Source organism: Nostoc sp. MS1 (assembly GCF_019976755.1).
Classification (GTDB): domain Bacteria; phylum Cyanobacteriota; class Cyanobacteriia; order Cyanobacteriales; family Nostocaceae; genus Trichormus.
In genome coordinates this window covers 266,625-290,823 of sequence record NZ_AP023443.1, presented here as the reverse complement: position 1 = coordinate 290,823, position 24,199 = coordinate 266,625, and the positions used below count along the sequence as shown (strand labels likewise).

Annotated in this window: 18 protein-coding genes; 7 read left to right on the top strand and 11 right to left on the bottom strand. The window is 39.3% G+C overall.

Annotated features, from left to right (window positions below; genetic code table 11):
- Positions 1 to 110: 110 nt before the first annotated feature.
- Together NSMS1_RS33785 and NSMS1_RS33780 are read right to left on the bottom strand one after the other, a co-directional pair.
- Positions 111 to 3,821, bottom strand: a complete 3,711-nt coding sequence (locus tag NSMS1_RS33785) for a plasmid replication protein, CyRepA1 family (RefSeq protein ID WP_224095837.1) — start codon at positions 3,819 to 3,821, stop codon at positions 111 to 113.
- Between the two features lie 899 nt (positions 3,822 to 4,720).
- Positions 4,721 to 6,130, bottom strand: a complete 1,410-nt coding sequence (locus tag NSMS1_RS33780; RefSeq protein ID WP_224095836.1) for an NACHT domain-containing protein — start codon at positions 6,128 to 6,130, stop codon at positions 4,721 to 4,723.
- A 692-nt stretch (positions 6,131 to 6,822) separates the two neighbouring features.
- On the opposite strand from NSMS1_RS33780, the gene NSMS1_RS33775 reads away from it, so the two are divergent.
- The gene (locus tag NSMS1_RS33775; RefSeq protein ID WP_224095835.1) at positions 6,823 to 8,685 is read left to right on the top strand and encodes a serine/threonine-protein kinase; all 1,863 of its coding nucleotides are present in this window, start codon (positions 6,823 to 6,825) and stop codon (positions 8,683 to 8,685) included.
- Positions 8,686 to 8,784: 99 nt separating this feature from the next.
- A complete protein-coding gene (locus tag NSMS1_RS33770; protein WP_224095834.1) occupies positions 8,785 to 9,708 on the top strand; it encodes a hypothetical protein in 924 nt (307 codons plus the stop codon).
- A gap of 66 nt (positions 9,709 to 9,774) precedes the next feature.
- On the opposite strand, the gene NSMS1_RS33765 is transcribed toward NSMS1_RS33770, so the two are convergent.
- Positions 9,775 to 12,201, bottom strand: a complete 2,427-nt coding sequence (locus NSMS1_RS33765) for a CHAT domain-containing protein (RefSeq protein WP_224095833.1) — start codon at positions 12,199 to 12,201, stop codon at positions 9,775 to 9,777.
- 46 nt (positions 12,202 to 12,247) lie between these two features.
- Entirely contained in the window at positions 12,248 to 13,213 is a 966-nt protein-coding gene (locus NSMS1_RS33760) for a ShlB/FhaC/HecB family hemolysin secretion/activation protein (protein ID WP_224095968.1), read from the bottom strand.
- 96 nt (positions 13,214 to 13,309) lie between these two features.
- On the opposite strand from NSMS1_RS33760, the gene NSMS1_RS33755 reads away from it, so the two are divergent.
- Positions 13,310 to 14,797 carry an IS1380 family transposase gene (locus NSMS1_RS33755; protein ID WP_224093400.1) on the top strand — a complete coding sequence of 496 codons (1,488 nt, stop codon included), beginning with the start codon at positions 13,310 to 13,312 and terminating at the stop codon, positions 14,795 to 14,797.
- 226 nt (positions 14,798 to 15,023) lie between these two features.
- Here NSMS1_RS33755 and NSMS1_RS33750 read toward each other — a convergent pair whose 3' ends face one another.
- The 5 genes from NSMS1_RS33750 to NSMS1_RS33730 all read right to left on the bottom strand — a co-directional run bounded on the left by NSMS1_RS33750 (position 15,024) and on the right by NSMS1_RS33730 (position 20,697).
- Positions 15,024 to 15,779, bottom strand: a complete 756-nt coding sequence (locus NSMS1_RS33750; RefSeq protein ID WP_224095832.1) for a POTRA domain-containing protein — start codon at positions 15,777 to 15,779, stop codon at positions 15,024 to 15,026.
- An 8-nt stretch (positions 15,780 to 15,787) separates the two neighbouring features.
- The gene (locus NSMS1_RS33745) at positions 15,788 to 18,061 is read right to left on the bottom strand and encodes a filamentous hemagglutinin N-terminal domain-containing protein (RefSeq protein ID WP_224095831.1); all 2,274 of its coding nucleotides are present in this window, start codon (positions 18,059 to 18,061) and stop codon (positions 15,788 to 15,790) included.
- A gap of 11 nt (positions 18,062 to 18,072) precedes the next feature.
- Positions 18,073 to 18,894: an SAM-dependent methyltransferase gene (locus tag NSMS1_RS33740; RefSeq protein WP_224095830.1), complete on the bottom strand. Its 822-nt coding sequence runs from the start codon at positions 18,892 to 18,894 to the stop codon at positions 18,073 to 18,075.
- A gap of 569 nt (positions 18,895 to 19,463) precedes the next feature.
- Positions 19,464 to 19,745, bottom strand: a complete 282-nt coding sequence (locus tag NSMS1_RS33735; protein WP_224095829.1) for a hypothetical protein — start codon at positions 19,743 to 19,745, stop codon at positions 19,464 to 19,466.
- Positions 19,746 to 20,046: 301 nt separating this feature from the next.
- Positions 20,047 to 20,697 carry a hypothetical protein gene (locus NSMS1_RS33730; protein WP_224095828.1) on the bottom strand — a complete coding sequence of 217 codons (651 nt, stop codon included), beginning with the start codon at positions 20,695 to 20,697 and terminating at the stop codon, positions 20,047 to 20,049.
- A gap of 137 nt (positions 20,698 to 20,834) precedes the next feature.
- Between NSMS1_RS33730 and NSMS1_RS33725 the strand changes: the two genes are divergently transcribed.
- Entirely contained in the window at positions 20,835 to 21,761 is a 927-nt protein-coding gene (locus tag NSMS1_RS33725; RefSeq protein WP_224095827.1) for a hypothetical protein, read from the top strand.
- A 72-nt stretch (positions 21,762 to 21,833) separates the two neighbouring features.
- Here the strand turns inward: NSMS1_RS33725 and NSMS1_RS33720 are convergent, their stop codons facing one another.
- Positions 21,834 to 21,995 carry a hypothetical protein gene (locus NSMS1_RS33720; protein WP_224095826.1) on the bottom strand — a complete coding sequence of 54 codons (162 nt, stop codon included), beginning with the start codon at positions 21,993 to 21,995 and terminating at the stop codon, positions 21,834 to 21,836.
- Positions 21,996 to 22,187: 192 nt separating this feature from the next.
- Positions 22,188 to 22,757, bottom strand: a complete 570-nt coding sequence (locus tag NSMS1_RS33715) for a hypothetical protein (RefSeq protein WP_224095825.1) — start codon at positions 22,755 to 22,757, stop codon at positions 22,188 to 22,190.
- 256 nt (positions 22,758 to 23,013) lie between these two features.
- On the opposite strand from NSMS1_RS33715, the gene NSMS1_RS33710 reads away from it, so the two are divergent.
- The 3 genes from NSMS1_RS33710 to NSMS1_RS33700 all read left to right on the top strand — a co-directional run bounded on the left by NSMS1_RS33710 (position 23,014) and on the right by NSMS1_RS33700 (position 24,154).
- A complete protein-coding gene (locus tag NSMS1_RS33710; RefSeq protein ID WP_224095967.1) occupies positions 23,014 to 23,211 on the top strand; it encodes a hypothetical protein in 198 nt (65 codons plus the stop codon).
- Entirely contained in the window at positions 23,208 to 23,459 is a 252-nt protein-coding gene (locus tag NSMS1_RS33705) for a hypothetical protein (protein ID WP_317986625.1), read from the top strand. The genes NSMS1_RS33710 and NSMS1_RS33705 overlap by 4 nt, the downstream gene beginning before the upstream one ends.
- A gap of 176 nt (positions 23,460 to 23,635) precedes the next feature.
- Complete coding sequence (locus NSMS1_RS33700) at positions 23,636 to 24,154, top strand: hypothetical protein (protein WP_224095824.1); 519 nt, start codon at positions 23,636 to 23,638, stop codon at positions 24,152 to 24,154.
- Positions 24,155 to 24,199: the final 45 nt, after the last annotated feature.

Here is a 24,199-nt window from a genome sequence, read left to right as displayed (position 1 = left end):
AGAGAAGGGCGCAATTTAAGAAATTAGATGTAGTAAAGCTTTCAAGGTTTACATCTGTATGATATTTTTCGTGAAATGGTATGACCGCACTAGAATGTGATAGATACGCCTTAAGGTTGCATCAGCAAAACATCCTCACTCAAGAGCGAGTAAAATTCCGGCACAGACGTTTCGAGCGATCGCACCTCAGCCTCGGCGATAGCTTCCCATTCCAGCACGACCAGCCAACGCAAATCAGTACCCCAGCGCCGGAGAATGCCCTTGATTGCTTCCACACCTTGGGAAATACCAGAACGCAGCATTTCCACACAATGCAGCAAAGTACTTCGGTCAGGCAGTGAATCCTCCTCTGCTCCCCTACTCCCCTGCTCAACAACTGTAGTCGCCCCCTCCTCATAAGGGGAATTTCCTATACCATTTATGGGGGGGGTGGATACGGCAGCTTCACCGTAGACGGACGGGTATTGTGCTTGATTTTCGGCTCTTTTTGCTTGTCGATGGGCGATGACTTGTAATGCAAACTCTAATTCTTTCTTGGCAAGAGAGAACAGTTTCACCTGTTGTCCCCGTGGCCCCTGCTTACGGCAAGTTAACTTTAACCCCAGTTGGTCTAACAAAACACCCAAAAGCCAGATTGGTTGACAGTTGGGGGGAACAGTAAAGCCAAGGATGGCTTTGATATGAGCAGCGCAGTCAATAGCGATCGCTGACATATTTAATAGATGTGTGTCGTCCGCCCGAACTTCCTCACCGGCGACGAGTCGAGTCAAAATATGGTGCAATCCCAGGTTAAAACGTGCCAACCACCGAGCAGAATAATTGCCCCAATCCATACAGAATGGTAATTTGTCTCGTTCGGCGCGGTCTTTGTTGGTGACAAGATCAGGTGGTATAGGGTACTGTTTACCGTTATCATCAATGGTTGAGGATGGTAGTGAAAGGATGGCTTCGAGGGCAGCGATCGCACCAACTAACCGACCACCGTTATCTTGCTCAACAAGTTCCGGCGTAACTTCCATACCGTAGGAATCATGAATGCGGAATTTCTCACACTCGTAAACTTCTTCGGGTGAAAGGTAATCCTTACCCTGTCGTGCGCGGTATTCACTTTTGGAAATATTGTTAGCCCTGGCGACGGCATGATGATGAGCCGAGTCGAGAGCGTCAGCCGCCATCTTCAACAGTTCCCAAGTCGGGGCATCAAGCTCGTCCCCTACTGGTACAATTTGATTGCCCATCTGCTTCAACAATTCGCGTAAGTCAGAGCGCAGATTGTTGATAGATTGGTGACGAGCGGACTTGATTTTACAGTAAGCCTCAAGCGCCCAGTCTTTCTCAGCGCCCCGCTTCCCGGTTTCTCGGTCAATCCGCAGTAGAAAAGCTGTAATCTCGTTGGTTTGCAGCAGCCGTTCTTTAATCTTAGTCGGATTGGTATCGAGATAACCAAAGGGAGGCTTGGGGGCCACCCAAACATGAAGCGGCACTTTAGGACGGTAACGCCAAAGCTGTTGAGCGCATTCGGTAGCTGTCTGTGAAACCCCATGAAATACCCCAAACACCGCATCAAAGTGATACGTGGAAATATCAACACCAGTGCCAAGGCTGGGAGATGTAAGTAATACATCTATATTTTTGATGGCGTTGGTGATGTCTTTGATGAAGGCTACATTTTCCTCGCTGCCTGAATTATCGGAATGAATTGACCAAACTCGTAAATTACTTCGGCGTTGAGGTGGTGGAGATTGGGAATTGGGGATTGGGGAATGAGTAACCCCAGGACTCGCATCGGACTCTACTACAGTTTGTAAAGTCAATAGAGACTTTTCCAGTTTCTTAATAAATCGTTTAGAGTCAGAAACTACCATCACTTTCTGCCCAGTCATTACCGCCGCGCTTATTTTGGCCACCAGGGCAGAGGAATTATCACCTTCATACCAGTAGACAGTGCGATCGCCGTTTTGCCATTGGTTTTCAATAATATATGGTTGTTCTTCTGGTGGTCGCATGGCGCGGAAGAAGTCGATAGTGACATCATCTAAATGTGCATCAGCGATAATAACCAGGGGTGCATTGTAGACTATGTGATGTAATGTTTCTAGAATGATAGCCCGATGTTCCTTGCAAGTCTTACTTAGTAATAAGTGCGTAAGATACTGGCAAGCCTCATCTATAAATATGCAGCCATAGGTTAGGGCTTCGGTATTTAATTTATAAAGGCTATCAATGGTAATGCTAAGTGCAATAGCCTTAGCCATGCCTACATGACCAACTTCAGAATACATGAGAGTTTTCAATCGCCCTGCTAAATTTTTGAGCAGGTTTACACGATGCCCATTGTTGAGAAATCGTTGGGTGGGGTGAATCTCGCGCCACCAAGCCATTAACTCGGTTTTGCCAGTCCCCATCCCACTTTTGATCCCAACTAATCCTGATTTTGGTAGTAGTAATCTCCGTTTTTTGCCAACAGGAGCATTAGTTTGAGTTTCGGTTTGGGTTTGTGGGGGAGATTGAGGTAGGATTTGGGGTTTTGTATGGGGAGTTTGGGGGAAAAGTTCTAGTAATAATTGTTGTACATCATCATGATCAGCAGTAACATTGTTTTGTTCAAGGAGGACAATGCTTTTGGCTGGCGATCTCTCAATAATGTTTAGGTCAGCATTGTCAACTCCCAATTGTGTTTGGGGTAAAGTTAAGGATTTTTTATTCCCCCTTTCCCTTTGCCCTTGATCATTTAACCCAACCGTATCAGGTGACGGCGGCTGTGCGTCGGGTTCATCTTCTACTACAAGTGCTTGGGTTAGGTAGCGTTCATTCACAATCAAATCCGCTTTGTACTTCCTTAGCCCCCGGTGTTTGATGAAGAATGATTGCTGGTAGTCTTTGAGTGATAGTGCATCGTGAGCGATCGCCGTCAGTAGCGCGTTGGCATCTTCACCCCTTGCCACCACGAAATCATCCACGCCTTTCTCTGGCCCTGGCAGTTGCACTACCTCGCACATACAGCCAGCCGCCTCAATTGCCTGACCCGTGCGAACTGTGGCCTGATAAACTGACCAACGTGTTTTTAGCTTTGTCTCGTAGTCAAACAAGATTTGAAATTTCCGTCCCGGCTGCGCTAGTGGTAGCAAGTCTGGGTGCAGTCTTTCGTCAAAGTCCCTCCGTCCTACCCGTCCGTTCCAGATTCCTGGGAGTGCGATCGCTACAAATCCCAGACTGAGCAAACAAGCCGCTTTCTTTTCACCTTCGCAAAGTATGACAGGAATTTGTGGGTTAGCGATTACCCACTCCCAGAATATCAGTGCGTGGAGTTTATCTTGTAATCGGCGGGAGAGGGATGAGTGGTATCGCTTAATGTTGTACCTTCGTGCTACCAGTTCCCAAATGCAATCCGGTACATCAAAATATGTTACTCGGTTGGTAACTTTCGGCGGCGATTCGTACTTGACTGACTTACCTTTTTCCCAATCAATACGGGGGTTGGAGGGTTTGAACCTTCCCCACTCCATCGGTTGCCAGTTGCGCTGTGGGTCTAGCCCGGATATCCACATCCCCCCAGCTAGTAGGTGCAGATATGCTTTCAAAAATCCATCTGTCACTCGACCCGCGTTTTTCCGGGGGATGTCTGGTGAGATGAACAGGTATTCGTAAATCGCCTCTCCCTCAATATGTCGGAAATTGCGCTCAATCAACGATGGGTGAATGGCGCTGCCCACTGCTAGCTCATGATACTCGGCGGCGGTGAGATTATTGGGGTATTCTATTGTGTTTTTTGACAACAATTGATCCCCAATACCCGACTGTGGGTATTGGTCTTTAGACACGGTAAATTCCTCCGATAACTTGGTTTTCAAGTCTCAGAGAGAGTTTCCACTCAATTTGCAATTCACCTTTGGGCGTTAGCTTCGTTCTATTGGCGCAGCCTCTGTTAGAGAAACACGCAAATTTCAACTTGATGCAATAGCTCCAAATTGCGTAGCCAGAACCCGTAGGGCGTTGCGAATTGATGCTGCTTTACAAAAATTTACTAAAGATAATATAAATTCTTGCTCCAATCCGCCAAAAAAAGGTCAGCAAAACCTGTCATTGCCTGTCCCTTTTTGGCTATAATTGGCAAAGCAAAGTAAAGCAGCGTGGTATCTTCTTGACAAGTTAGTGGTTTCAAGTCGCCAAACTTTAAACCCCACTTTCTTCGTCAGTCCGAAATCAACCTCGCTCTGAGATTATTTAGTTGTCCAGTCTCCAGGCAAAGTCTGCTCCTTAGTAGTCTTTGCCTACATCTTTATGTATTTTCTGCGTCCCTCCTATTTACAGAAGACAAGCTTGATCTTACAAAACTTCGGGGCTTTTCGCATCTAGTAAAATTTGATTCTTGAGTGGACTACCTCCTCCGCTTGTTAATCTTGGTAAAATTGCTCATCTCACTAAGGCTATCTTGCTGTCATGCTTAGTAGGATGGTATCCCTTGGTATCAGCTAGGTGGGAAAACTTATAGATTGGTTTTTATTGAAAACATTAGACACAAAGACCTGATCCATGCAGGGAGCTGTGGCTAGTATAATTTTTGAATAATGCTTGGCTGTGTAAGCGCGTTGTAGAGCAACCGTAAGTAAAAATATACATGAACTACTACAGATGTCACAGCTAATTTTAAAAGCTTGCCAAGCATCGTCTACAATTATGGATAGATAAGGTTCTTCGACAGTAATCATAAATATTTTGCCTAAGAGATAGTTGATAATATTGGTAAAGTATCAGTTATCTGTACCAAGCCTAAAGGGTCTGTCGTAATATATTTTTTAATGACTGGTTGAAGAGTAAAACTTATTTGTTTAGTATTAGGGTCTTTAAAACCTTCAATTAACGATTGCATTTCTAATTTTTCTAATGCTTTGACTAACTCTGATGTGGAATAATTTTCTTTTCTTTTATCTTTAAGATTATCTAATATAGATAAGAAAGTAACAGAACGAGAATTTAACATTATTTCTTGTGCGATATAGATAACAATTGAACGTTCAATATCTGTCAACACTTGGCTAAAAAGATGATTAAGAGTAGCTTCAAGCTTACTACTAACAAAAGTAGTTTTATATTTTAAAAATGTCTGAACGCTACCAGCGAAGTAGTGATTAATCTTGTCTACTAATGACTCAAGCTCTGAAGGATTACCTCGATAAGTTTCAATTAAACTAAGGCAATCTTCTTCATTTGTAAATCCTTGATGACGTAAAAGCTGTAAAGCAGAATCTGGATCTAACCCCTCAAGTTTGAAAAATTGAATAGGACGTTTTGATGAAATTAAATCATTTAACTCAGCAAATATGATTTGACTAGTAAGTAGCAAACAGCTTTCGTGTCTTTCTTCTGCTAGACGGCGAAAGAAGAGTCTATAATCTAAGCGCTGTGATAAATTGTTTGATTGAAACAAACCTTCTAATTCATCTAAAACAATTAAACATCGAGAAGTTTGTAGCTGTTTTAGTAATAATGTGATCTTTGCTTGAGTGTATTCAGGTAAATTAGAACTATATTCTTCGGGACAAACTAACTCTAGCAGTTCATCTAGTAAATCGTTAAGCAATGGAGAGTAAGCAAGAGATTTCCAAATAACAAAATCAAAAGTGGATTGATTTTTATTAGTAAGCTCTGATATTAATTTAGCAGCTAACATAGTTTTGCCAATTCCAGCTACTCCCACTATTGCTAGACATCGGTTTGTAGTTACTAATTGCTTTAAAAGCGTAAGTTCGTGAGTACGTCCATAGAAAAAGGACAACTCAGGAGGTTGACCGCCTAAAACTTGTCCTGATGAAAGATTATTAGCTCCATTTTGTGATGCAGATTTAGAATAATAGTTTTTAACAGCTTGCTCTAAAAAAAATTTGATATTCCTTTTAGTGATGCGCTCACCATGACCAATCGTTTTAGTAAGTACATCAAACAACTTAGAGGCTACACCCCGTTGTAGGTAATTAATGGAGAAACGGGAATGCTTGGCCATCTGATCGTAATCCCAATTATTCCAAGCCCCTTTAAGAACAACAACTTCAGGCTCATTTAAGTATTTGCCTCTTTTGGCAAACACTAATTCATTCACTATACTTAAAGTTTGATCAAAAGAAACTGTCATGGAGCAACTCTCCTTTGCTCTGCTGTGATTTTGATACAGCAGGGCGATGACAAGCTAAATTTACAGATACATCTAAAGATGTAAGGTAAAAGGCATATCTGCATAATCTTAAATTATCTAAAAGGTTAGAGTTGATGCCAAGCTTATTTCATATCACAGCTAATAATACTGTATTGATTTGTTTTTCTCTATACTTGTATCAAAAATATATCTGAAGTAGTATTTATTGCTATATTTAGGTATAACATATAAATAAATCTTATAGGAAGTAGTGTGTAGAACTAATGGAAATCCTTGCTGCGTAGAAGTTTTGGCAACAAAGTACTGAAACCCTACTAGAATTAAAATTTAGCATAGATAGGCTATCTTTTCAGCTTTAATTTGTGGTACGACTTTAGTTAGTTTACTCTCTTGTGAAATAGATAAAAGTTTAAGTTTTACTAACCATATCTTAGAAATATGTATTATTTATGACTGTAAAATGTACAAACGGAGTTGCCTTTTTAAATGGAATGTATACATATCAAGTGAATAAGGATGATATTTTCTAAGTGATACTACTGAATACTTTTTTGAAAATGAAGGAAAAAACAGACGAGCAAAATAAATTATTTCTTCTTTTAATATTTGTATGATGGCTCAAAAATGTCAGATGATAGTTCCTCCTCAGTGCCAACAAGGATTGTACAATCGTGAATTACTGTATAAACCCTCTGTGTAAGCAACGGCAAAATCCAGATGATGCTGACAAATGCGCTTCTTGCGGTACATCTTTGCTGATCAATGAACGTATCCGGTTAATCAAACCATTAAGGGAATTAGACCATAACCCATTCACTTACAATGAGATTTTTGAAGTAGAGGATTCTGGAACGCAGTGGAATCCTGGTCAGAAACGGCGAGTGATGAAGATATTAAAATGGAGTTCACCTCAGTTCGTGGCGCGATTTGAGAGGGAAGTCTTAGCGTTGCAAATAATAGAGCATCCCTGTATTCCACAGACGAATGGGTTAGATGACTACTTTATGGTGGAATCAGAGAACAGCCCCTTTAAATTACGATGCTTAGTCATGGATAAAATTGAGGGAGAGAACCTTGAAGATTGGATAGAAACTAATCCACCAATTTCACAAGAGTTAGCACTGTATTGGCTAGAGCAAATAGTAGCAATACTAGATATAGTGCATCATACGGAGTTTTTTCATAGAGATATTAAACCAGGAAACATAATTCTAGATCCGGATGGACATTTATATTTAATAGATTTTGGAGCTGCACGGCAAATAACAGATACATATTTAGCTAAAGTAAGCTCGACGGGAGGAACGGACAGAAGTGTAGGGAGCTACGAAATCACCAAAGTAATTTCCCATTATTACAGTCCACTAGAACAAGCGCATGGTCACGCGGTTCCCCAGTCTGATTTTTATGCTTTAGGTCGGACTATGGTTCGCTTGGTGACGGGGATAAAATTAGGACAATTAGAAACAAATCGTGATACGGGAAGACTAATCTGGAGACATAAAGCACCACAAATAGATAAGCCTTTTGCGGATTTTATTGATGAGTTGATGGCTCCCAACCCAGCACATCGACCGCAGACGACGGGAATGATTTTGTGGCGGCTGAAAAAGTTACCTGAACAAAGTAAGATTTATCGAATCACAAGGTCGAAACCCTTCGTATTTAGTGCAGCGATCGCCAGTATTAGTGTCGTAGGATTACTAATTTATCTATTGGGATTACCAGCGTATGCAAATAATTTAGTAGCAAGAGGACAAAAGCTAGAAGCGACAAATAACACTGAACAAGCACAGAATCTGTTTGAGCAAGCAGTAAAGATTAGTCCTAAATTAAGTAATCAAATCTCTAAATTTTACTTTGATAAAGCTGCAAGAGTTAAAGAGAATTTAGGATTACAGAAAAAATATTACAGTCTAGCAACTAAATATAATCCAAATGATGTAGATTCATATAATAATTTAGCACTGACTTGTCAATTTTTAAAAGATATAGAATGTGTAAATAAAACTTATCAACAACTTTTTAAGCTAGAGCCTAAATCATGGACAGGATATTATAATTTAGGGAATTTCTATGAGGAGCAAGAGAAATATGATTTAGCCGAGGAACAATATAATTTAGCAATTAAATATGGACAGGAACAGGCGTTAACTGCTGTGAATAATTTGTCGAGGCTGAATAACTTACAAGGAAAATATGCTCAAGCCCAAAAACTATCGATAGAAGGATTAAAGAAAGTCCCATCTAGTGATAAACAGTTAAGGGCAGCATTATATAAAAATTTAGCTTGGGCGAAACTGATGCAAAAAGATTATCAAGGGGCGGATAAAGATTTGCAGACAGCTTCAGAGTTAGATTCACAAAGAGTAGATGTTTACTGCCTATTATCGAAGACGAAAGAAGCATTAGGAGATATAAAATCTGCAAGTAACTATGGAGAAGTATGCTTACTAGCAAGAATGGATACATGGTTGCCAGAAGTACAAAAATGGCGAGAGGAATTAATAGGGCGCATATTTAAAAGTAAATAAATCTTGGGTTTTTCATAACTAGTTTTGATCAATAAGCCTATGTTAAGAAGAAATCAGCTTGGAGCGATTACATCAGTATTGATATTAATGAGCTTAAATATGAGTCCTGGGTGGGGGCAACCCAGAGCAAAGTTAGACTCGAAAAAGGATGCCACTTGTAAACCAATAGCGAAAGTGATAAGTGGAGATAGTCGTTATCAACCTTCAACAAAACTATGTAGTGAGGATAAGGTTGTTGCAGTCAACGGTGGGAGGGTAAAAATCCTCTGTTACCCAAGAGGAAAAATTATAGACATGCTTAGTGATGTTGTCGGGAAACAATGCCTGCCATTAAGAGCCAACGAAGGTAGAGGCTGTAACGTTTTACAAGGAAGAAGCTGTGTCATCCCTAAAGGGCCGGATGAAGAGAACAAACCCACAAAGATAACACCGTATGGAGTAGTAATCTTTCAAGAGCGCCCGACAATATCATGGTCTAAACCAAAGGGAGCGACTGATTACATTGTACGTATGCGAGGTAATGGGGGCATTAACTGGGAGGTAGCAGTTAAAGGAGAAAGCCTCACCTACCCGTCCCAACAGCCAGCATTGAAACCAGGTCAAGCATACACTTTAGATATAGTTGCCATGCGGGGCGATGAAGTGATAGATGGCAGTAACTCATTGTTATTGCTGTTACCCACAGACAAGATGCAAGAACTAGAAAACACAATTAACGTTCTCAAGAATCTTCAACAGCCGCTTGATGAATTGGCGATTGATATGGATGCAGTATATGAGTCATACAATTTAGTCAACGAATCAATAAAAGTGTTAGATGCAAGAGCCGCATCAGGTTCAACGAACCCAACGATTTACAGATTGTTAGGCGATCGCTACTTGATAGCTAATTTTCCTCAACAAGCTAATGAAGCGTATTCAACAGCGAAGAAATTGGCACAACAAGCGAATAATACTGTAGAGATGGCTTTAGCAGAAGCTGGCTCTAAGATGGCGGCACAGATAAAGGTAAAAAGTAAATAATTCAATATTCAACAACTATAAGTTTCTCAAGGTGAGAAACTTATAGTCATCAAACTAGTAAACAAATCATCCGCCAACAAGAATAAATGCACTCCAATAATATGGATGAAAATATTTATCGCTTTTCAATAAACTAAGTTTTGCAGCTCTTAATGCTTCTGCTTTAGTAACTCCAGAGTTCAATTCATCATAAAATTGAGTCATTAGTTGAGCAGTAGAATCAGCATCAACTAGCCACAAGCTAGCTAAAACCCCACGCGCTCCTGCTTGTGCTGCTATACCAGCGATACCCAAGAAAGAGCGTCTATCGCCCTTGGCAGTTTGGCAAGCACTTAACACCAGCAAGTCAAGGTTGTTTTTATTTTGTAGCAAAGCTTTTAAATCATTAACAGTCAGAGGAGTATCCCACGTTAAGACAAAGGTTTGGTCAATGTCTGAGCTAAATTGAGCATGGCTACTTAAATGAATAGCCCAAAAAGAATTGTTTTCAATATCCTGCTCAAATCGATTATAAGTAAATTCACTATCAAGCAATGTAATGGTAGAAGGATTAGCTTTCTTAATATTCTCAATCTCTAGCTTGACTTGAGGTAAAGGACGCAAATCTTTAGGGACGATAGAATTACTGAAGCTAGGGCCAATTTGGGAAACACCACTAGCGAGAGTTGAAGCTGGTTTCAAGAGCGATTGTCGCAATTGTTTAGCACTAGAACCTACCGAGGTAATGTATGTTTCTAATAAATATTGCTGCCCATCATGTAACATATCTAAGGGCAGATTTTGAAAATAACTATCTAAAACGAAACCTATTTTGCCCGATGAGGGTAAATATTGTTTAATAGGTTGAATCAAAATTTGATAAAGAGCTTGCGAGTAAGTGAGAAAAGTATAACCTTCAGTCTTAACGAACTCTGATTTCTGGATGATACTAAATAAATTAGTCAGAGGTTCATCTATTATTTTTAAATCTATTGTATGACGATAAATATCTTGTGGAGTTCTGACAAGTACCTCTACTCGGTCATCTAATTTAATGAAGTAAGCAATATAACCCAAATCTTTTAATTCATGATTAAATCTTGCGTCTAAGGCATTTTCTGCAAATTTACCACAACGTAAGAAATTCTCTACTTCAGCAAAGTTTAGTTCTTCTTGAATTTTAGTAGCTTGCCTATAGTATTTTTTATGAGAATTATTCTTGCTAAGTAGTAATGAGATGTATTCACGGTATAGTGGCTCTACTTTTTCTTGAAAAGCAAATTGAATATCAGAGTTAAACAGTAAAACATCACTACGTACTTTATCAAGATTTTTGATAGCCGTTGCATAAAATTGATTAGCCTGTTCGATTTTCCCAGATACTTGAGAAAGCCGGGCTAATTCCCATTGCCATTGATAGACGATATCCCAAGCCTGTACTGATTGAGCATATAGCATCCCTTGATAATAGGAATTTTCAGCTTTTGATAATTCTCCAGTAGCAGTATAAATCTTACCTAAAGTACCATAACCGTAAGCAATTGCTCTAATATTATTCAAATCTCTAGCATCAGCTAATGCCTCCTGTGATAAGGATAAAGCTACAGATTGTAAATTAGGACTAGTTAGTTGTCTAATTTTTAAAGTAGGAGTTTGAGTAATGTTGATTAAATTTCGGGATAACTTAAATTTGCCATAAATCGACTCAATTTTTGATAAAGTGCTAAATTGGTCTAATCTTGCCAGAATATCATTTATTATGTGGGAAACAGACTCATTTATCGGAACATCTTGGGAGATTGGTGATGATGTATTATCTAAAAGTAACTTTAGCCAATTTAATTTAGCTTGTAGAGAAACTGTACTTTGGCTATTGCTGAGTTTCTGGTAGATTTTTTGGGCGGCAACAAATTGAGACTTAGCTAAAATAACTGCTTTTCTTTGAGCAGTAAAATCATCAGTAAGTTGATATTGACTTTTAGCTTGATTGTAAAGTATGACTTCTGTATTAGCCAGATTCAGTAATAAGTTATCTTGGATTTTTCTATTTTGTAATTGTGGTGCTGATGTTAAACATTGCTGTAGAATTACATAAGAAATTTCCGGTTCGCCCATAACCCGAAGCACATTAGCTAAATTATAAAATCCAATTAACTGAAAATCTTCAGTAATTGAATTTTGAAGTGTTGACTCTAAATAAGATAATTGAGAAGAATTAGTTGGTTTCTGTAACGAATCGGGGCAAATACTCTTATTTAAAGATAAAGCTTGAGTAAGAGCTTCGCAAGCTATAGTATAAGAGCCTAGTGCTTGTAGTGCTAAACTCTGATTAATTAAACTGCCGTTCATTCCTTGTTTATTATTTAATTTTTTATAAGCTTGATAAGCTGATTGCCATGTTTCCAAAGCAGTTTCTGGTTTTCCCTCTTCCAATTGTGAAAAACCCTGCTGTGTGAGAGACTGAGCCAGTTGTAAACTAGGTGTAGATGCTAGTATTACTTCATGATTAGTCACTAATATTAGTGTTAATAGTAAACTTATAAACAAGTACTTAATTTTCTTAAAAAAGTTGATAATTGAGCGAGAAATAAATACCATTTTCTTGCCATGTATTGGAGTTTGAGCTAGTTTCATTAAAAGGGATGCCCCAATCAAGGCGGGCATTTAAGCGATCGCTGCGATATTGGAGAGCTAGACCAGCAGAGGTTAAACTTCCCGAAGGACTGAAAGTATCAGAACTATTGTTCCAACTTGTGCCAAAGTCAATGAAAGGGATGACCTGTAATTCCTGCGTAGTTGTTTTCCAGGCGGGAATGCGTAGTTCTGTAGATAAAACAAATCCATTGTCAGATATAAAAGTATCTTGCCTGTAACCTCTAACAGTACTGATGCCTCCAAGACTAATTTGCTCGAAAGCGGGTAAAGGTCTATCCGCCAATTGCAGGCGTGAGCGCACAGCAACAGAAGTATTACTATTGCCTAAACGCTTCAACCATAGAGCTTCACCTACCCAACTAAAAAATCGTCCATCAGGAGAGTTGGTATTGATCGTAGAATCTATCGCATCTAAGCCTAAACTAAAGGTCGAACGAGCGAATAAAGATTCTGTCAGACTACGATTTGACCAGTCTTGAAAAAATCTGAGTGCGAAAATCCTTGTGCGTCCACTAGCATCTGCACCTGCTGATATTGGAAAAGGAGTATTTTGCAAGGATGACTCGCTCTCTAAACGCGAAGCCGTCAAACCCAATGCCAATTCTTGAGCCGAATTAGCCGAAGCCTGTCTTATCAAAGGTTGGCGAAAACTAATTTCATAAGCTCGTGCATTGGCTACAATATCTAGGGAGTTAAGCGGTTGCTCAATAATATTATTAGCAATATTGGCGTAGAGAAAACGGATAGTGCCATTATTTGAGTTGACAGGTACAGAATAAGCAACAGCGATCGCATTACTACCATCTGTATTTCGATAACCGATGCTTAGTCCGTCTCCTAACCCCAATAGATTACTGTGTGAAATATCAATACGACGTTGAACCCGGATTTCTCACAAAGAGATAAAAAAAGGGGGTCAAAAACTGCGAAAATGTATATAGGATAAGCATTCCAGCAGTTATAAACCATGACCCCGACTTTCACAGATATTACACCAAAACAATTCAAATTCTCCGGGGAAAAATCACACCCGATTGTAGTTAATTTTCAGGGTGGGACGGTAACATCGGATGCAGGATTAAGCTTAATTGCGGAAATAGACAGAAAATTAGAAATCACATCAAAATTTGCACAGTGTTTCCAAGATTACCGTCAGCCAAATCGAGTTGACCATTCAGTAGAGAGTTTAATTAAACAACGTATATACGGGTTAGTCATGGGATATGAAGACTTAAATGACCACGAGGAATTACGTCATGACCCGATGTTTGCTCTAGCAGTCTTAAAAACAATTGGAATAGAGGATGAGCCTGCAATATTGGCAGGAAAAAGTACATTAAACCGACTGGAACATTGCCCTGAAGAGATAGAACAAGGAGTAGACAGTCGTTATCATAAAATCGGGCATTCTCGATCAGAGATTGAAAGTTTATTTGTCAAAATATTTCTAGAATCTTACGCCAAAGAGCCAAGACAAATTATTTTGGATTTAGATGTAACTGATGACTTAGTACACGGCAATCAGGAGCAAGTTTTCTTCAATACTTATTATGGGGGATACTGCTATGCTCCACTGTATATATTTTGTGGAAAACATCTGTTAGCATCCAAACTTCGCCCTTCAAATGTAGACCCAGCATTTGGGGCATTATCAGAACTACAGAGAGTGATTAAACAAATACGTCAACAATGGAAGAATGTTGAGATTTTAGTACGTGGAGATAGTGCCTATTCTAGGGACGATATCATGAGGTGGTGTGAATCACAGCCCGGTTTAGATTATGTTTTTGGATTGGCGCAAAATAGTCGTTTAATTGGGATGACTACGACGACTCAAAATAGAGCCTCGCTTGAGTTTGAGCAAAAACTATCAACAGTAGTTTCATTTTTAGAAACAGTATTTCAGCCAGATGAACAACTTCCTTCGCTTGCGGAAGATTTGATTGATAACTCAATTTGGTACAAGTCTTTAGACTATCAAACCCGTGAATCTTGGAGTCGTAGTCGTCGTGTTGTTTGTAAGGTTGAATATGGGACGAAGGGAGCTAAAATTCGTTTTGTTGTAACTTCTTTAGCTACTAATAAAGTACCTCCTAGTCAACTGTATAAACAAAAATATTGTCAGCGAGGGGAGATGGAAAATCGCTTTAAAGAACAACAATTAGAACTTTTTAGTGATAGAACAAGCACCCACACGTTTGCGGGAAATCAATTACGTCTGTGGTTTTCTTCTGTTGCTTACGTTTTGATGAATGCGTTGCGTCAAAAATGTTTAGCTAAAACTGAATTACAAAATGCCACTGTTGGAACTATTCGTACCAAGTTATTGAAGTTAGGAGCTTTAATTACTATAAGTACACGCCGTATTTTAATTGCAATTACTAGTTCTTGTCCATACAAACATATATTTGCTACTGCTCATAGACGTTTAAAAATGCTCCCTAATACTGCTTAAATTGAAATTAAATTGCCTTTTGCTTATTTCTAATCAATGATACTTTGGGCTTGGGCCGATTCAAGTCCTGTTTTGGAATGCGGATATTTTATGAACAGAGCATTTTAATTTTACCAGCAATAAAAAATAGTAATCATTTTTACTTAACAACTTCGGTTTTATACTTAATTTATCTCTGCGCCTAAATTTTGATTGATGATGTATCAGAAAAGAGCCTCACATCAGGTCATGTAAATTTATTTTTTACTGCTTGTGAGAAATCCGGGTGAAAGGTTCCGATAACTGGAGAGCGGTAGTTGTCTAGACCAATATTGACATTAAATTCCTGTCGGGGCTGCACATTAATATCCAAAATGGCTTGGCTTGGTTTTGCTCCCTCCTTCAATGAAGCAGTAATTTTTTCAATTAATGGGTCTTGTTGAAGTAACTGTAACGCTGATAATAAGTGTTGATTGTTGAGAATCGGTTGTGGGATACGAGCGCGGATATAGTTGTGTAGTCTCGCTCCGCCCACAATATTGATTTTTTCAATTCGTCCCTCAACAATGGAGACGGTAACTATGGCATTCTCAACCTTGAGAGATTGATTCTGAGCAACACCAATATATGCACCAGAGTTAATATATCCTTGCTTTACATAATAGTCAGTAATTTTATCGCTAATTTTTGATAAATCAGTAAAAGTGATTTCTTGACCAACAAAATCTGATAATACTTTTTCTAACTCTTGATTATTAAAAACAGTGTTCCCTTGAAAACGAAAACCTTGAACTTTAATTTTGACGAAATTATTCGGTTGAATCGTTCTTTGAGGAAACAAAGGGGTAGAGGACGCTGGCGGTGTTAGTGGTGATGGTGTTGGAGTTAATGGAGAAGGGATTTGGGGGACTTGTTGTATGGTTGGCGGATTTTGTTGGTGAATGCCACTTGGCTCAATTTGTGCCTGTGTCAAAGTTAAAGATGCTAGTAAATGTAAACTCACGCTCTTATTTAGCCCCCTACATCTGGTACTCTCTTAATACAAGAGGATTTCAATGGTGAACTGTATGCACCTATATCATTAGTAGGGTCTGGGCTAATGACAAAACTAACAGTGCCATCACCGTTGTTACGCCACCCTTGGGCTACCATTATATTTTCTGTGTCATCAGTTTGAGTCGGTTGGGGTATTTGTTGAGGAGGAATAGATGCAGATGAATCTGTCCACCCCAGTGTAGTAGTAAATAAATCATCAAGACTAGTAGGAAGTCCGCCTCTACCAGACATGGAGAGATTGTTAGGTAAACCGAAGGAATCTGGAGAACAGGTATTAAAAGGTGGGGTAGCTTGAAAAGATGAACTTTTGATGTCAGGATTTACAATGTCTAATTGTGGAGTATTAATTTGTACTGTTCCATCAACTCCCTTTTCTGAAGTGGCCGTAATTTCGCTGTCTGTTGATACAAATAAACCTTGAGCATTAATTTTGATATTTCCGCCTCGTCCTTCAAAAGCATTAGCGCTGATACTGCTGTTGTGCAATACTAATGTACCTGTATCAACATTGATATTACCACTGTTACCAGCGTTAAGAGCATTAGTATTAATAGAGCTATTAGACAATGTTAGATTATTTGAGGTTAAAGAAATATTTCCTCCTTCTCCACCAGATGTAGCCGCCAAAATGGAGCTTTGAGATATTAAATCAACTTTATTAGCATTGATTTGTAGGTTTCCCGCATTTCCTGTCCCTGGGTTTTCAATTGGGATATCTACAGAAGGAAACTCACTGCTGACACTGATTATTGCCCCATCTTGAACAGATAGCAGTCTAGCATCTACTTTTACATTGCCTGCGTTTCCAGAACCCCATGTTAAAGCGGATATTCTGCTAGAAGACAAAGTACCATACCCAGGCAATTGTCCAGTAAGAACAATAGAATCAGAGGCTTTAATAGCCAAATTGCCTCCATTTCCTTGACTATAGGTAGAGACTGATACGGCTCCTCCATCACGAATAGTTAATCTTTGGGTATTAATATTAATATCACCGCCAGCACCAGTTGCACCTGGCTCAACTACAGTAGCTATTGAACTACCAAATGGAGATTCTGTGACCACAGATTTTCCAATTACTTCTATATCACGAGCTGATATTTCTATAGAACCACTATTACCAATACCAGATGTACCAGCAGATATCTGTCCTTCATCTGCAACAACTAAGCGTCCGGTATTAATGCTGATATCGCCACCAGTACCAGTAGCCCCTTCATAAACTTCTGCGGCAATTGTCGTGTTCAAAAATAGGTCAGACCCAGGCGTACCTACTATAGTCAGTGAGCCTGTTGTATTGACTTTTATAGTACCTCCAGATTCAGAACCTAAAGTGCTGGCCTCAAGCTGAGAACCCCCTGTTAAAGATAAATTTTTAGAATTTACACGGATATCGCCACCTCCGCTACCACTTGCATCAACCACGGCTGCATCAGATAATTGAATATCCCCAAAAGTTTTGATATTTGAATAACCTAATACCCAGCCTTTATTTGTAGGTGTTAAGTTAACTAAACCATCTCCGGTTACACTACCTAATTCGACCCGTCCACCTGCTGTTTTGATTGTTGCGCCTGTTAACGCCATGTCACCGCCCACTAAAGCAAGAGTTTGATTCGGTTGTACACGCAGACCAGAAGTGGTATCTATAAGGTCTGATCCTGTTCTTGCTCCCTGTCCATCACCAGAAACGAGAATACTAGCTGGTTTATTTGTGAATCTTAGTCCAATAGGAATAGTAACTGTTAGTAGGGCTTGGGTTGGGGAGGACTGTTGAGCGTCAAAGTAAGTACCATCTGCAAATTGAATACGGTTGGCTGTACTGGCTATAAACGAACCGCCAATATTTAGACTAGCATTAGGGCCAAAAGAAACACCATTAGGGTTAATAAAGAACAAATTAGCTGTGCCGTTGGCTTGAAGCAATCCATCAATATTAGAAGGAGACTGTCCTGTAACTCGAACAAATATATTTTGAATATCTAGTCCATTATTAAAGTGAGCTTGATATCCAGTAGGAAGGGAAAATTGTCCAAAGCTGTGAAATAAGTTACTGCCTGCTTGAGAACCACCAGTAATATTAGTAATATTGCCATCTATCGTGATTTGAGAATTAACTTTCAGTGTTGTATCTGGAATAATTTGAGAAAATGCTGGTTTTGCTGTTAACTGAAATAAAAAAATTGTATTAGCTGCCAGAAAAAGTAAACTAACCAATGTTTGTTTCATATATAAGGCTTTTAACTTTTCTTATGAGCTTTGATGAGAAAAACACGCTCTACGTTATCATGATTGCGTGGTGGGAAAGGATAAATGTAGCGATTAAAGTTTGCTCCCTCTTCTCCTGGTTGGAATACCTCTGCTTCCCAGCCGTAAGCAGATAGTAATTCTTCTGGATTGTCAAATCCAGAAAGAAAATAGCCTTGGTAAAATTCATCGTAAGTAGAATCTTTGCATAATTGGTTCAGTGAATCTAGACCAATCCAACTTTCAGCAGATGTTATTTCCGTAATTGTTTTAAGTAAAATGTGAGCTTCTGTTTGGTTCAAGTAGTAAATTAGTCCTTCTAGTAGCCAAACAGAAGGTATATTTTTGTCATATCCTTGCTGGAGCAAAAGTTCAACCCAATTAGTATCTGTTAAGTCAACAGCAACCGAGTATCGAGAACAAGTAGTAGGTACATTCTTGAGAATTTCATTCTTATAATTTAATACTTCTGGGTAATCAATTTCATAGTATTTCGTTTCTTGTGGCCAATTTAAACGAAATGCACGGGTATCCATGCCAGCACCCAGATTAACTACTTGTGGAGCAATACCAACCGAACTTAGAAGAAAATCATCAAAAAAACGAGTACGAACAGCCAAAAAAGCTCTGCCTTCTTCTTCTGGATCTTCTAATGCAATCATTTGAGCTTCAGGAGTAACTAATTTAGCGGCAAACGGGTCATCAAATAAGCGATCGCTTCTTTGACACTCAACTGCTCTATATGCAGCCATTAGTGGTGCAGATAGCAATACAAAATCTTTTTGAGAAAGTTTTTCTTTATCTGGCTGATTCATAAAAATGTAGTCTAAAGAATTTAGCAAAAATATTGGGTTTTAAGTATTGAGTAATGCTTTTCTAGTAGTGAAGAAAATTTCAAAGCGTAAATAAGTAGTTATATCATTGAGCAAAGTTGCATCAGGGATAACTTGTGCGTTAGATGAGGAAGTAGTCATAAGGGAACAGAAAAATCCTATAGCTATAACACTACTAATATTTGATTTCATAAAAAAATATGACGCTAATATTGCTAAAAGCGCTGCAAAAAAGTGGAGTAAATAATTTAATTTTCAAAAGTAATATCTAAAAATTTTACATATTATGAATAATTTAGCAAGCAGTTATCTTAATTTTCTGCTGTAAATTTGAAAATTTAAGCACAATTGAAATTTATATTCACTAATTATAATGTGCCACCTACATAGCATCTATCTATAGATAGATCAAAAAAGCATAAAAATTATATAGATAATAGACAGAGATTCGTTTCTATATATCAAGTTTTTGTTTAAAAGGGCTTTTAAATAACTTTGTGCATATAAAACAGATGTGTAGGAGAGGTGCGATATGCGATCGCACCCTAAAATCAATCACAGAAACCATCGACACGTAAATCCCGCCAGATGTCGGAAACTTGCCAGCCGGAGTTGCCAACAGACTCAACTAGAGGAGAATCATAGACTGGAAGATGAGGAAGATAGTAATCTGGAATTGGGGCATCAATATCTAGTTGTGGTTGTGGTGGTTGCTCCTCAATGAGAGGCTCATCATTAGGGATAGTCTCAACTATTGGTTCTGGCTCTTGTACTGGCTGTGACTGGGCAGATTTCTTGAGAATGCGTAAATCGGCTTTTTTGATAGGTTTCATATTTGTAAAGGTAGAAAGTCTGGACTGAAAAACGAATTTAGCTTTAAATTAGGAGCAAAATAATAGCTGATCTACACTGTGAAATTGAGATGAAAGTTCATAAATTATTAGTGATATTTGTATTCAGTACAAAAGCTAATTTATAGAAATGAAAAACCCCGGTCACAGTAGGTGAGGCGGGGATAAGTAAGACCATATCTCATACATAGTACATAAATAATCTATACTTAGACACAAAGGACTTAATATTACTACCATAGATACAAGTAAATTAACCAGTAATCTACTGAAATATTTAACTTTAGCCAACTGTTCCATCAAAAATTAATTCTTCATCCACAACTTCGTCCCACTCCTCATCCCATGTCTGCTCGTTGTAGACCTTAGTAGCTTGAGCAATTTTCAAGCGATGAGCAACCGAAACACAATGTCTAGGTTGCCAGCCGATGTTCGGGTATTTACCTTGCAGATATCTTACAGCCTCCTGACAATCATTAATTACTGGAATGTCCAAGTTGAGATACCTTCGTAACCCAATGCCTAAACGAATTGCCTCAATTTCATGGTTGTGAAAGTAGTATTCTTCATCATCAGGGGTAGAAATCAGTAGAACTCGTACCCAAGCGTGAGTATCATAGACAGCTTTAGCCACAACTACATTGATTTGTTGAGGCTGGTAGTTATCCAAAAATTTATCTACAGCAGCTTCATCTTCTAAATCGATATCTACACCCTGTGCGGATAGTAAATCAGAGATATCATCAATACTTTCAAGGAATAATTCACGCCAATCTTGAATAGTTTGGTTGCTAAAAAATTTAGTTGCATCATCAAATGGTATTTTTTCCCAGCCTGCATCTGTAGTTATCTGTTGACCAGTTTTAGGGATAAACAGATTCTCGTGCGCTAACCAAGGGGGAACATTCTTTTGCTTTTTCTTGTGTTTACCCATTTAAGAAGAAATGCAAATATATAAGAAATAGATGAAAAACCCCAACCTAGAAACAGGATGGGGATAGATGAAAACGTTAATAATATGATGACACAAGTAAATACCCGTTCAACTGCCTTCAGTCTGGAGGTGGCAGCATGAGCCAACCAACCTCCAAGCGCAAGAGACTCACCCCCACAACTCCCACAACTCCCGATAAACCAAAGCCAGCCCTCAAGCCAGCAAAAGAGCCAGAAAATCCAAGCGCAGTCACGGTTGATGTAGAAGCGGTGGAAGTGCCGGACATGACCGAGGAAGAACAGCGCGATCGCCTGCACCTGGAGCGAAAAGTGGAGAGCGCGTTTGTGGAAGCGGGGAAGGCATTGAAAGAGTTACGCGATCGCCGACTTTATCGTTCAACGCACAAAACATTTGAGGAATATTGCAAAGACAGGTTTGGATATAGTCGCAGACAACCTTACTTGTTGATGGATGCAGCAGTAGTGTTTGATAACTTGAAAGAAAAATGTGATCCAATGGATCACATTTTGCCGACAAATGAAAGGCAGGTAAGGCCATTAATAAACTTAAAACCATCACAACAGCAGAAAGTATGGCGGCAGGCAGTCAAAGAAGCTGGAGGAAAAACCCCCTCTGGGCGCATAGTTCAGAGTATTGTGGACAAGATCCGTGATCGCACTTCTGTACCCAATCCCTACCAAGTGGGTGAAATCTGCGTCATCCAACCCAAGGATAACCCGGACTTGCGGGGCAAAAGTAGCTACTGGGGTGTAGTGACTCATGTAGGTGGGTATAGTTGCACAGTTAAGTGCTGGGATGGCGACTACACAGCAAAAGTCGAACACCTGAAATCCTTGGAATTGCTGGAGGAAGATTGTAAGTTTATGCAGCATTTATGCGAAAGACTGCGGCGATTGCATGAGGTGGCAGGACGCGATGAGGCGGTAGACTGGCTGTTGCAGGGGTTGGGGAAACAGGCTAAACCGTATTTGTCGGCGTTGCAGGCGAAAATTTTGGCGGCGATGGAGCGAGAGTATGGGATTGATCCTAAGCAGAGGAAGTAACCTTCAACGAGTTCAACGTTTACTAGTTCGATTATACTATACAGGAAATCTATGATTTGTTGATGGCAGAATTTACAGTGTTAATCTCAAACCTCCAAATGTTGCATCAATGAAATTATTTCCTAAAAGCTGAATCCTAATTCCTCCTGTGATTTCCATTAATTCTGCCGCAGTTAGCTCTCGTTCTTCAATTTGACTAGAAGTCAACAAGTCAAAAACTTTAATATTAGACATCTTTCTCCTTAATTATTGTTTTTGAGGATAGTACAGTTTTGTCAAAAGAACTACTTAACTTCATCACTCTCTAGGTGTTTAACTTAGTTAAATAGCTATTTTATCTAGATATTAATATAACTATTTTTCTGTGAAACTAAAATAAATATTCAGACATAAGTCATCAACCGTAGATGATCATATTGCGAGTATTTAGTCTTCTTCATTCGACTCATCTTGCTCGGATTTCTTCTGTGCTTCCCTCTCCAGCCGCAGTAACCGTTGTTCCTGGCGTTGACAATAAAAATCCAATGCTTTACTTGTGACGGCTCCGGTAGCTGCACCAGAAATGGCAAAAATAATTGCAGTCTTCCAGCCCTTGATCAAGTCGCCAGCAATATCTAAATGATTGATGTTCAGCCTGACTACCAACAAATAAGCCAAAACTGCAACAGCCGTATTCAACGCGGCAAATATTCTTGGGGTTGGTTCCTGTTGGCGAAGTATGATCCATTGTGCCAGCCAGAGGAACAGGCTCAAGAAAACTGTTGCAATGGTTAAAAAGATATAACTACCAGGAGGCTCAAAAGGAAAAAGATTTAGGGAGCCAATCATTACTATCAAGGCAGCAGCAGACAGTAAATAAGCAACAAATAACCCCAAAGTAATTGCCAAAGTCCAGAACCTACCGTGATAGCCCAAGTGATATTTAAGTAGCCATTCTTCTTGAATTGCCGCCATTGCGACCATAAAGATAACCGTCGCCATGAAGTAGTCGAGCATTGCTATTGTGTCACCTCCGAGTAGCTGTTTTGAGTATAAATTGTCATGTGCAATTGCGAATTGTTTTGGTCATATCGCTTCTTAAAAGGAAGTAAGTTGCTTCGGGCGATAGCGTGTCTGGGCTGATAAAGATGGATTTTCTAACACAGATAGTTGTTGATTATCTAGAATTGAGGCGCGTATATCACGACTTAATAATATCTTGAGAGTATAGTTATTATTTCCAAAATCTTCTTCAAGTCACAACAAGTTGCTGATGCGCCTGGGGGTGAGTCCTGCACCGATACCGTATAAGAACGTGACAGAGGACAGTTTAGCAGCAGTGATTAAGGTAATGCTGGGTGATGAAGTGATGAGGTTGAAAGTCCAGGAATTAGGGGAGAAGATTAGGAATGAGGATGGGGTGACGAATGCGGTTGAAGCGTTTCATCGGCATTTGGGGCTGATTGGGTGAGCCAGTTTTTCAAAAATGATGCACAATTGCTAGTACCGCAAATCTCATACCAAATCATGGTCGATATCAAGGTTGATGAAGTCCTGTGCATTAACAGCAGTATCCTAATCGTTTATTACACACCTGGACAGTGCTGGCAGTTCCGCATCATTAGCCGTTCAGGGGGTATATTTGGCGAACAAAAGATTTATTACAGTGCTGCGGCGGCATTGCGGATGGGGCTGGAGTGGCTCAGGGATGAGGGGTAACTTTACGTAAGTCATAAAAAATAACTAACGTAGTGTTACTGAGGTTGAAGTCTATAGTATAAAAGTACTATAAAGGCTAAAAATCATCTTCCTTTGTAGAAAAAAGGAAATTTTGTGGCTCAATCAAGTAGAAAAAACGCAAAATAGTAAAAGAAATCCTGTGCATTAATTTTTATATGGCAGAAACTAGTGAAACCAAGAAAGCGATAAAAGCGATAATTCATTTAGGGAATATTCCACTTGATGTTTATCAAATGCCCAATGGAAGCTACAAACTGTACGTAGAATCGGTAACGGATGCCATCAAAAGGCCAAAAAACGATTTAATGCGTTTTCTGGAGGGTCAATCGGCACAGGCACTGCCATATAAGAATAGAGCATTGTTGCAAGAACCAATGATACCTGTAGAGGGATATGGAGGGTATGTAAAGCCCATACCAATAGAACTAGCTACGTCCTATTGGCTTTATCGTGCTATTAAAGGTAATGAAATAGCCCAAGCTTTGATTCAAGCATCTTTGATGGAATCAATTGAAAGACGAGCGGACGCGGCATTTTTATTCAAGCGGACGGAAGAGGAATACAACCAGAAGTTTGGGGAGCGATTAGAGGAAATTCTAGAGTACAACCGAGAGGAAGTAGCTGCTAGAAGATTACCTGGAGATGCGATGTATTTACCCCGTAGAATTAACTAAAATACGTTTTTTAAGTATAGAATATTGCTGGTTACATTTTTAAGC

Coding starts and splice junctions, on each gene's coding strand:
- NSMS1_RS33780 (WP_224095836.1), bottom strand. CDS start 6,130: ATGACAGTTTCTTTTGATCAAACTTTAAGTATAGTGAATGAATTAGTG.
- NSMS1_RS33770 (WP_224095834.1), top strand. CDS start 8,785: ATGAGTCCTGGGTGGGGGCAACCCAGAGCAAAGTTAGACTCGAAAAAG.
- NSMS1_RS33755 (WP_224093400.1), top strand. CDS start 13,310: ATGACCCCGACTTTCACAGATATTACACCAAAACAATTCAAATTCTCC.
- NSMS1_RS33745 (WP_224095831.1), bottom strand. CDS start 18,061: ATGAAACAAACATTGGTTAGTTTACTTTTTCTGGCAGCTAATACAATT.
- NSMS1_RS33740 (WP_224095830.1), bottom strand. CDS start 18,894: ATGAATCAGCCAGATAAAGAAAAACTTTCTCAAAAAGATTTTGTATTG.
- NSMS1_RS33735 (WP_224095829.1), bottom strand. CDS start 19,745: ATGAAACCTATCAAAAAAGCCGATTTACGCATTCTCAAGAAATCTGCC.
- NSMS1_RS33730 (WP_224095828.1), bottom strand. CDS start 20,697: ATGGGTAAACACAAGAAAAAGCAAAAGAATGTTCCCCCTTGGTTAGCG.
- NSMS1_RS33725 (WP_224095827.1), top strand. CDS start 20,835: ATGAGCCAACCAACCTCCAAGCGCAAGAGACTCACCCCCACAACTCCC.
- NSMS1_RS33720 (WP_224095826.1), bottom strand. CDS start 21,995: ATGTCTAATATTAAAGTTTTTGACTTGTTGACTTCTAGTCAAATTGAA.
- NSMS1_RS33715 (WP_224095825.1), bottom strand. CDS start 22,757: ATGCTCGACTACTTCATGGCGACGGTTATCTTTATGGTCGCAATGGCG.
- NSMS1_RS33710 (WP_224095967.1), top strand. CDS start 23,014: ATGCGCCTGGGGGTGAGTCCTGCACCGATACCGTATAAGAACGTGACA.
- NSMS1_RS33700 (WP_224095824.1), top strand. CDS start 23,636: ATGGCAGAAACTAGTGAAACCAAGAAAGCGATAAAAGCGATAATTCAT.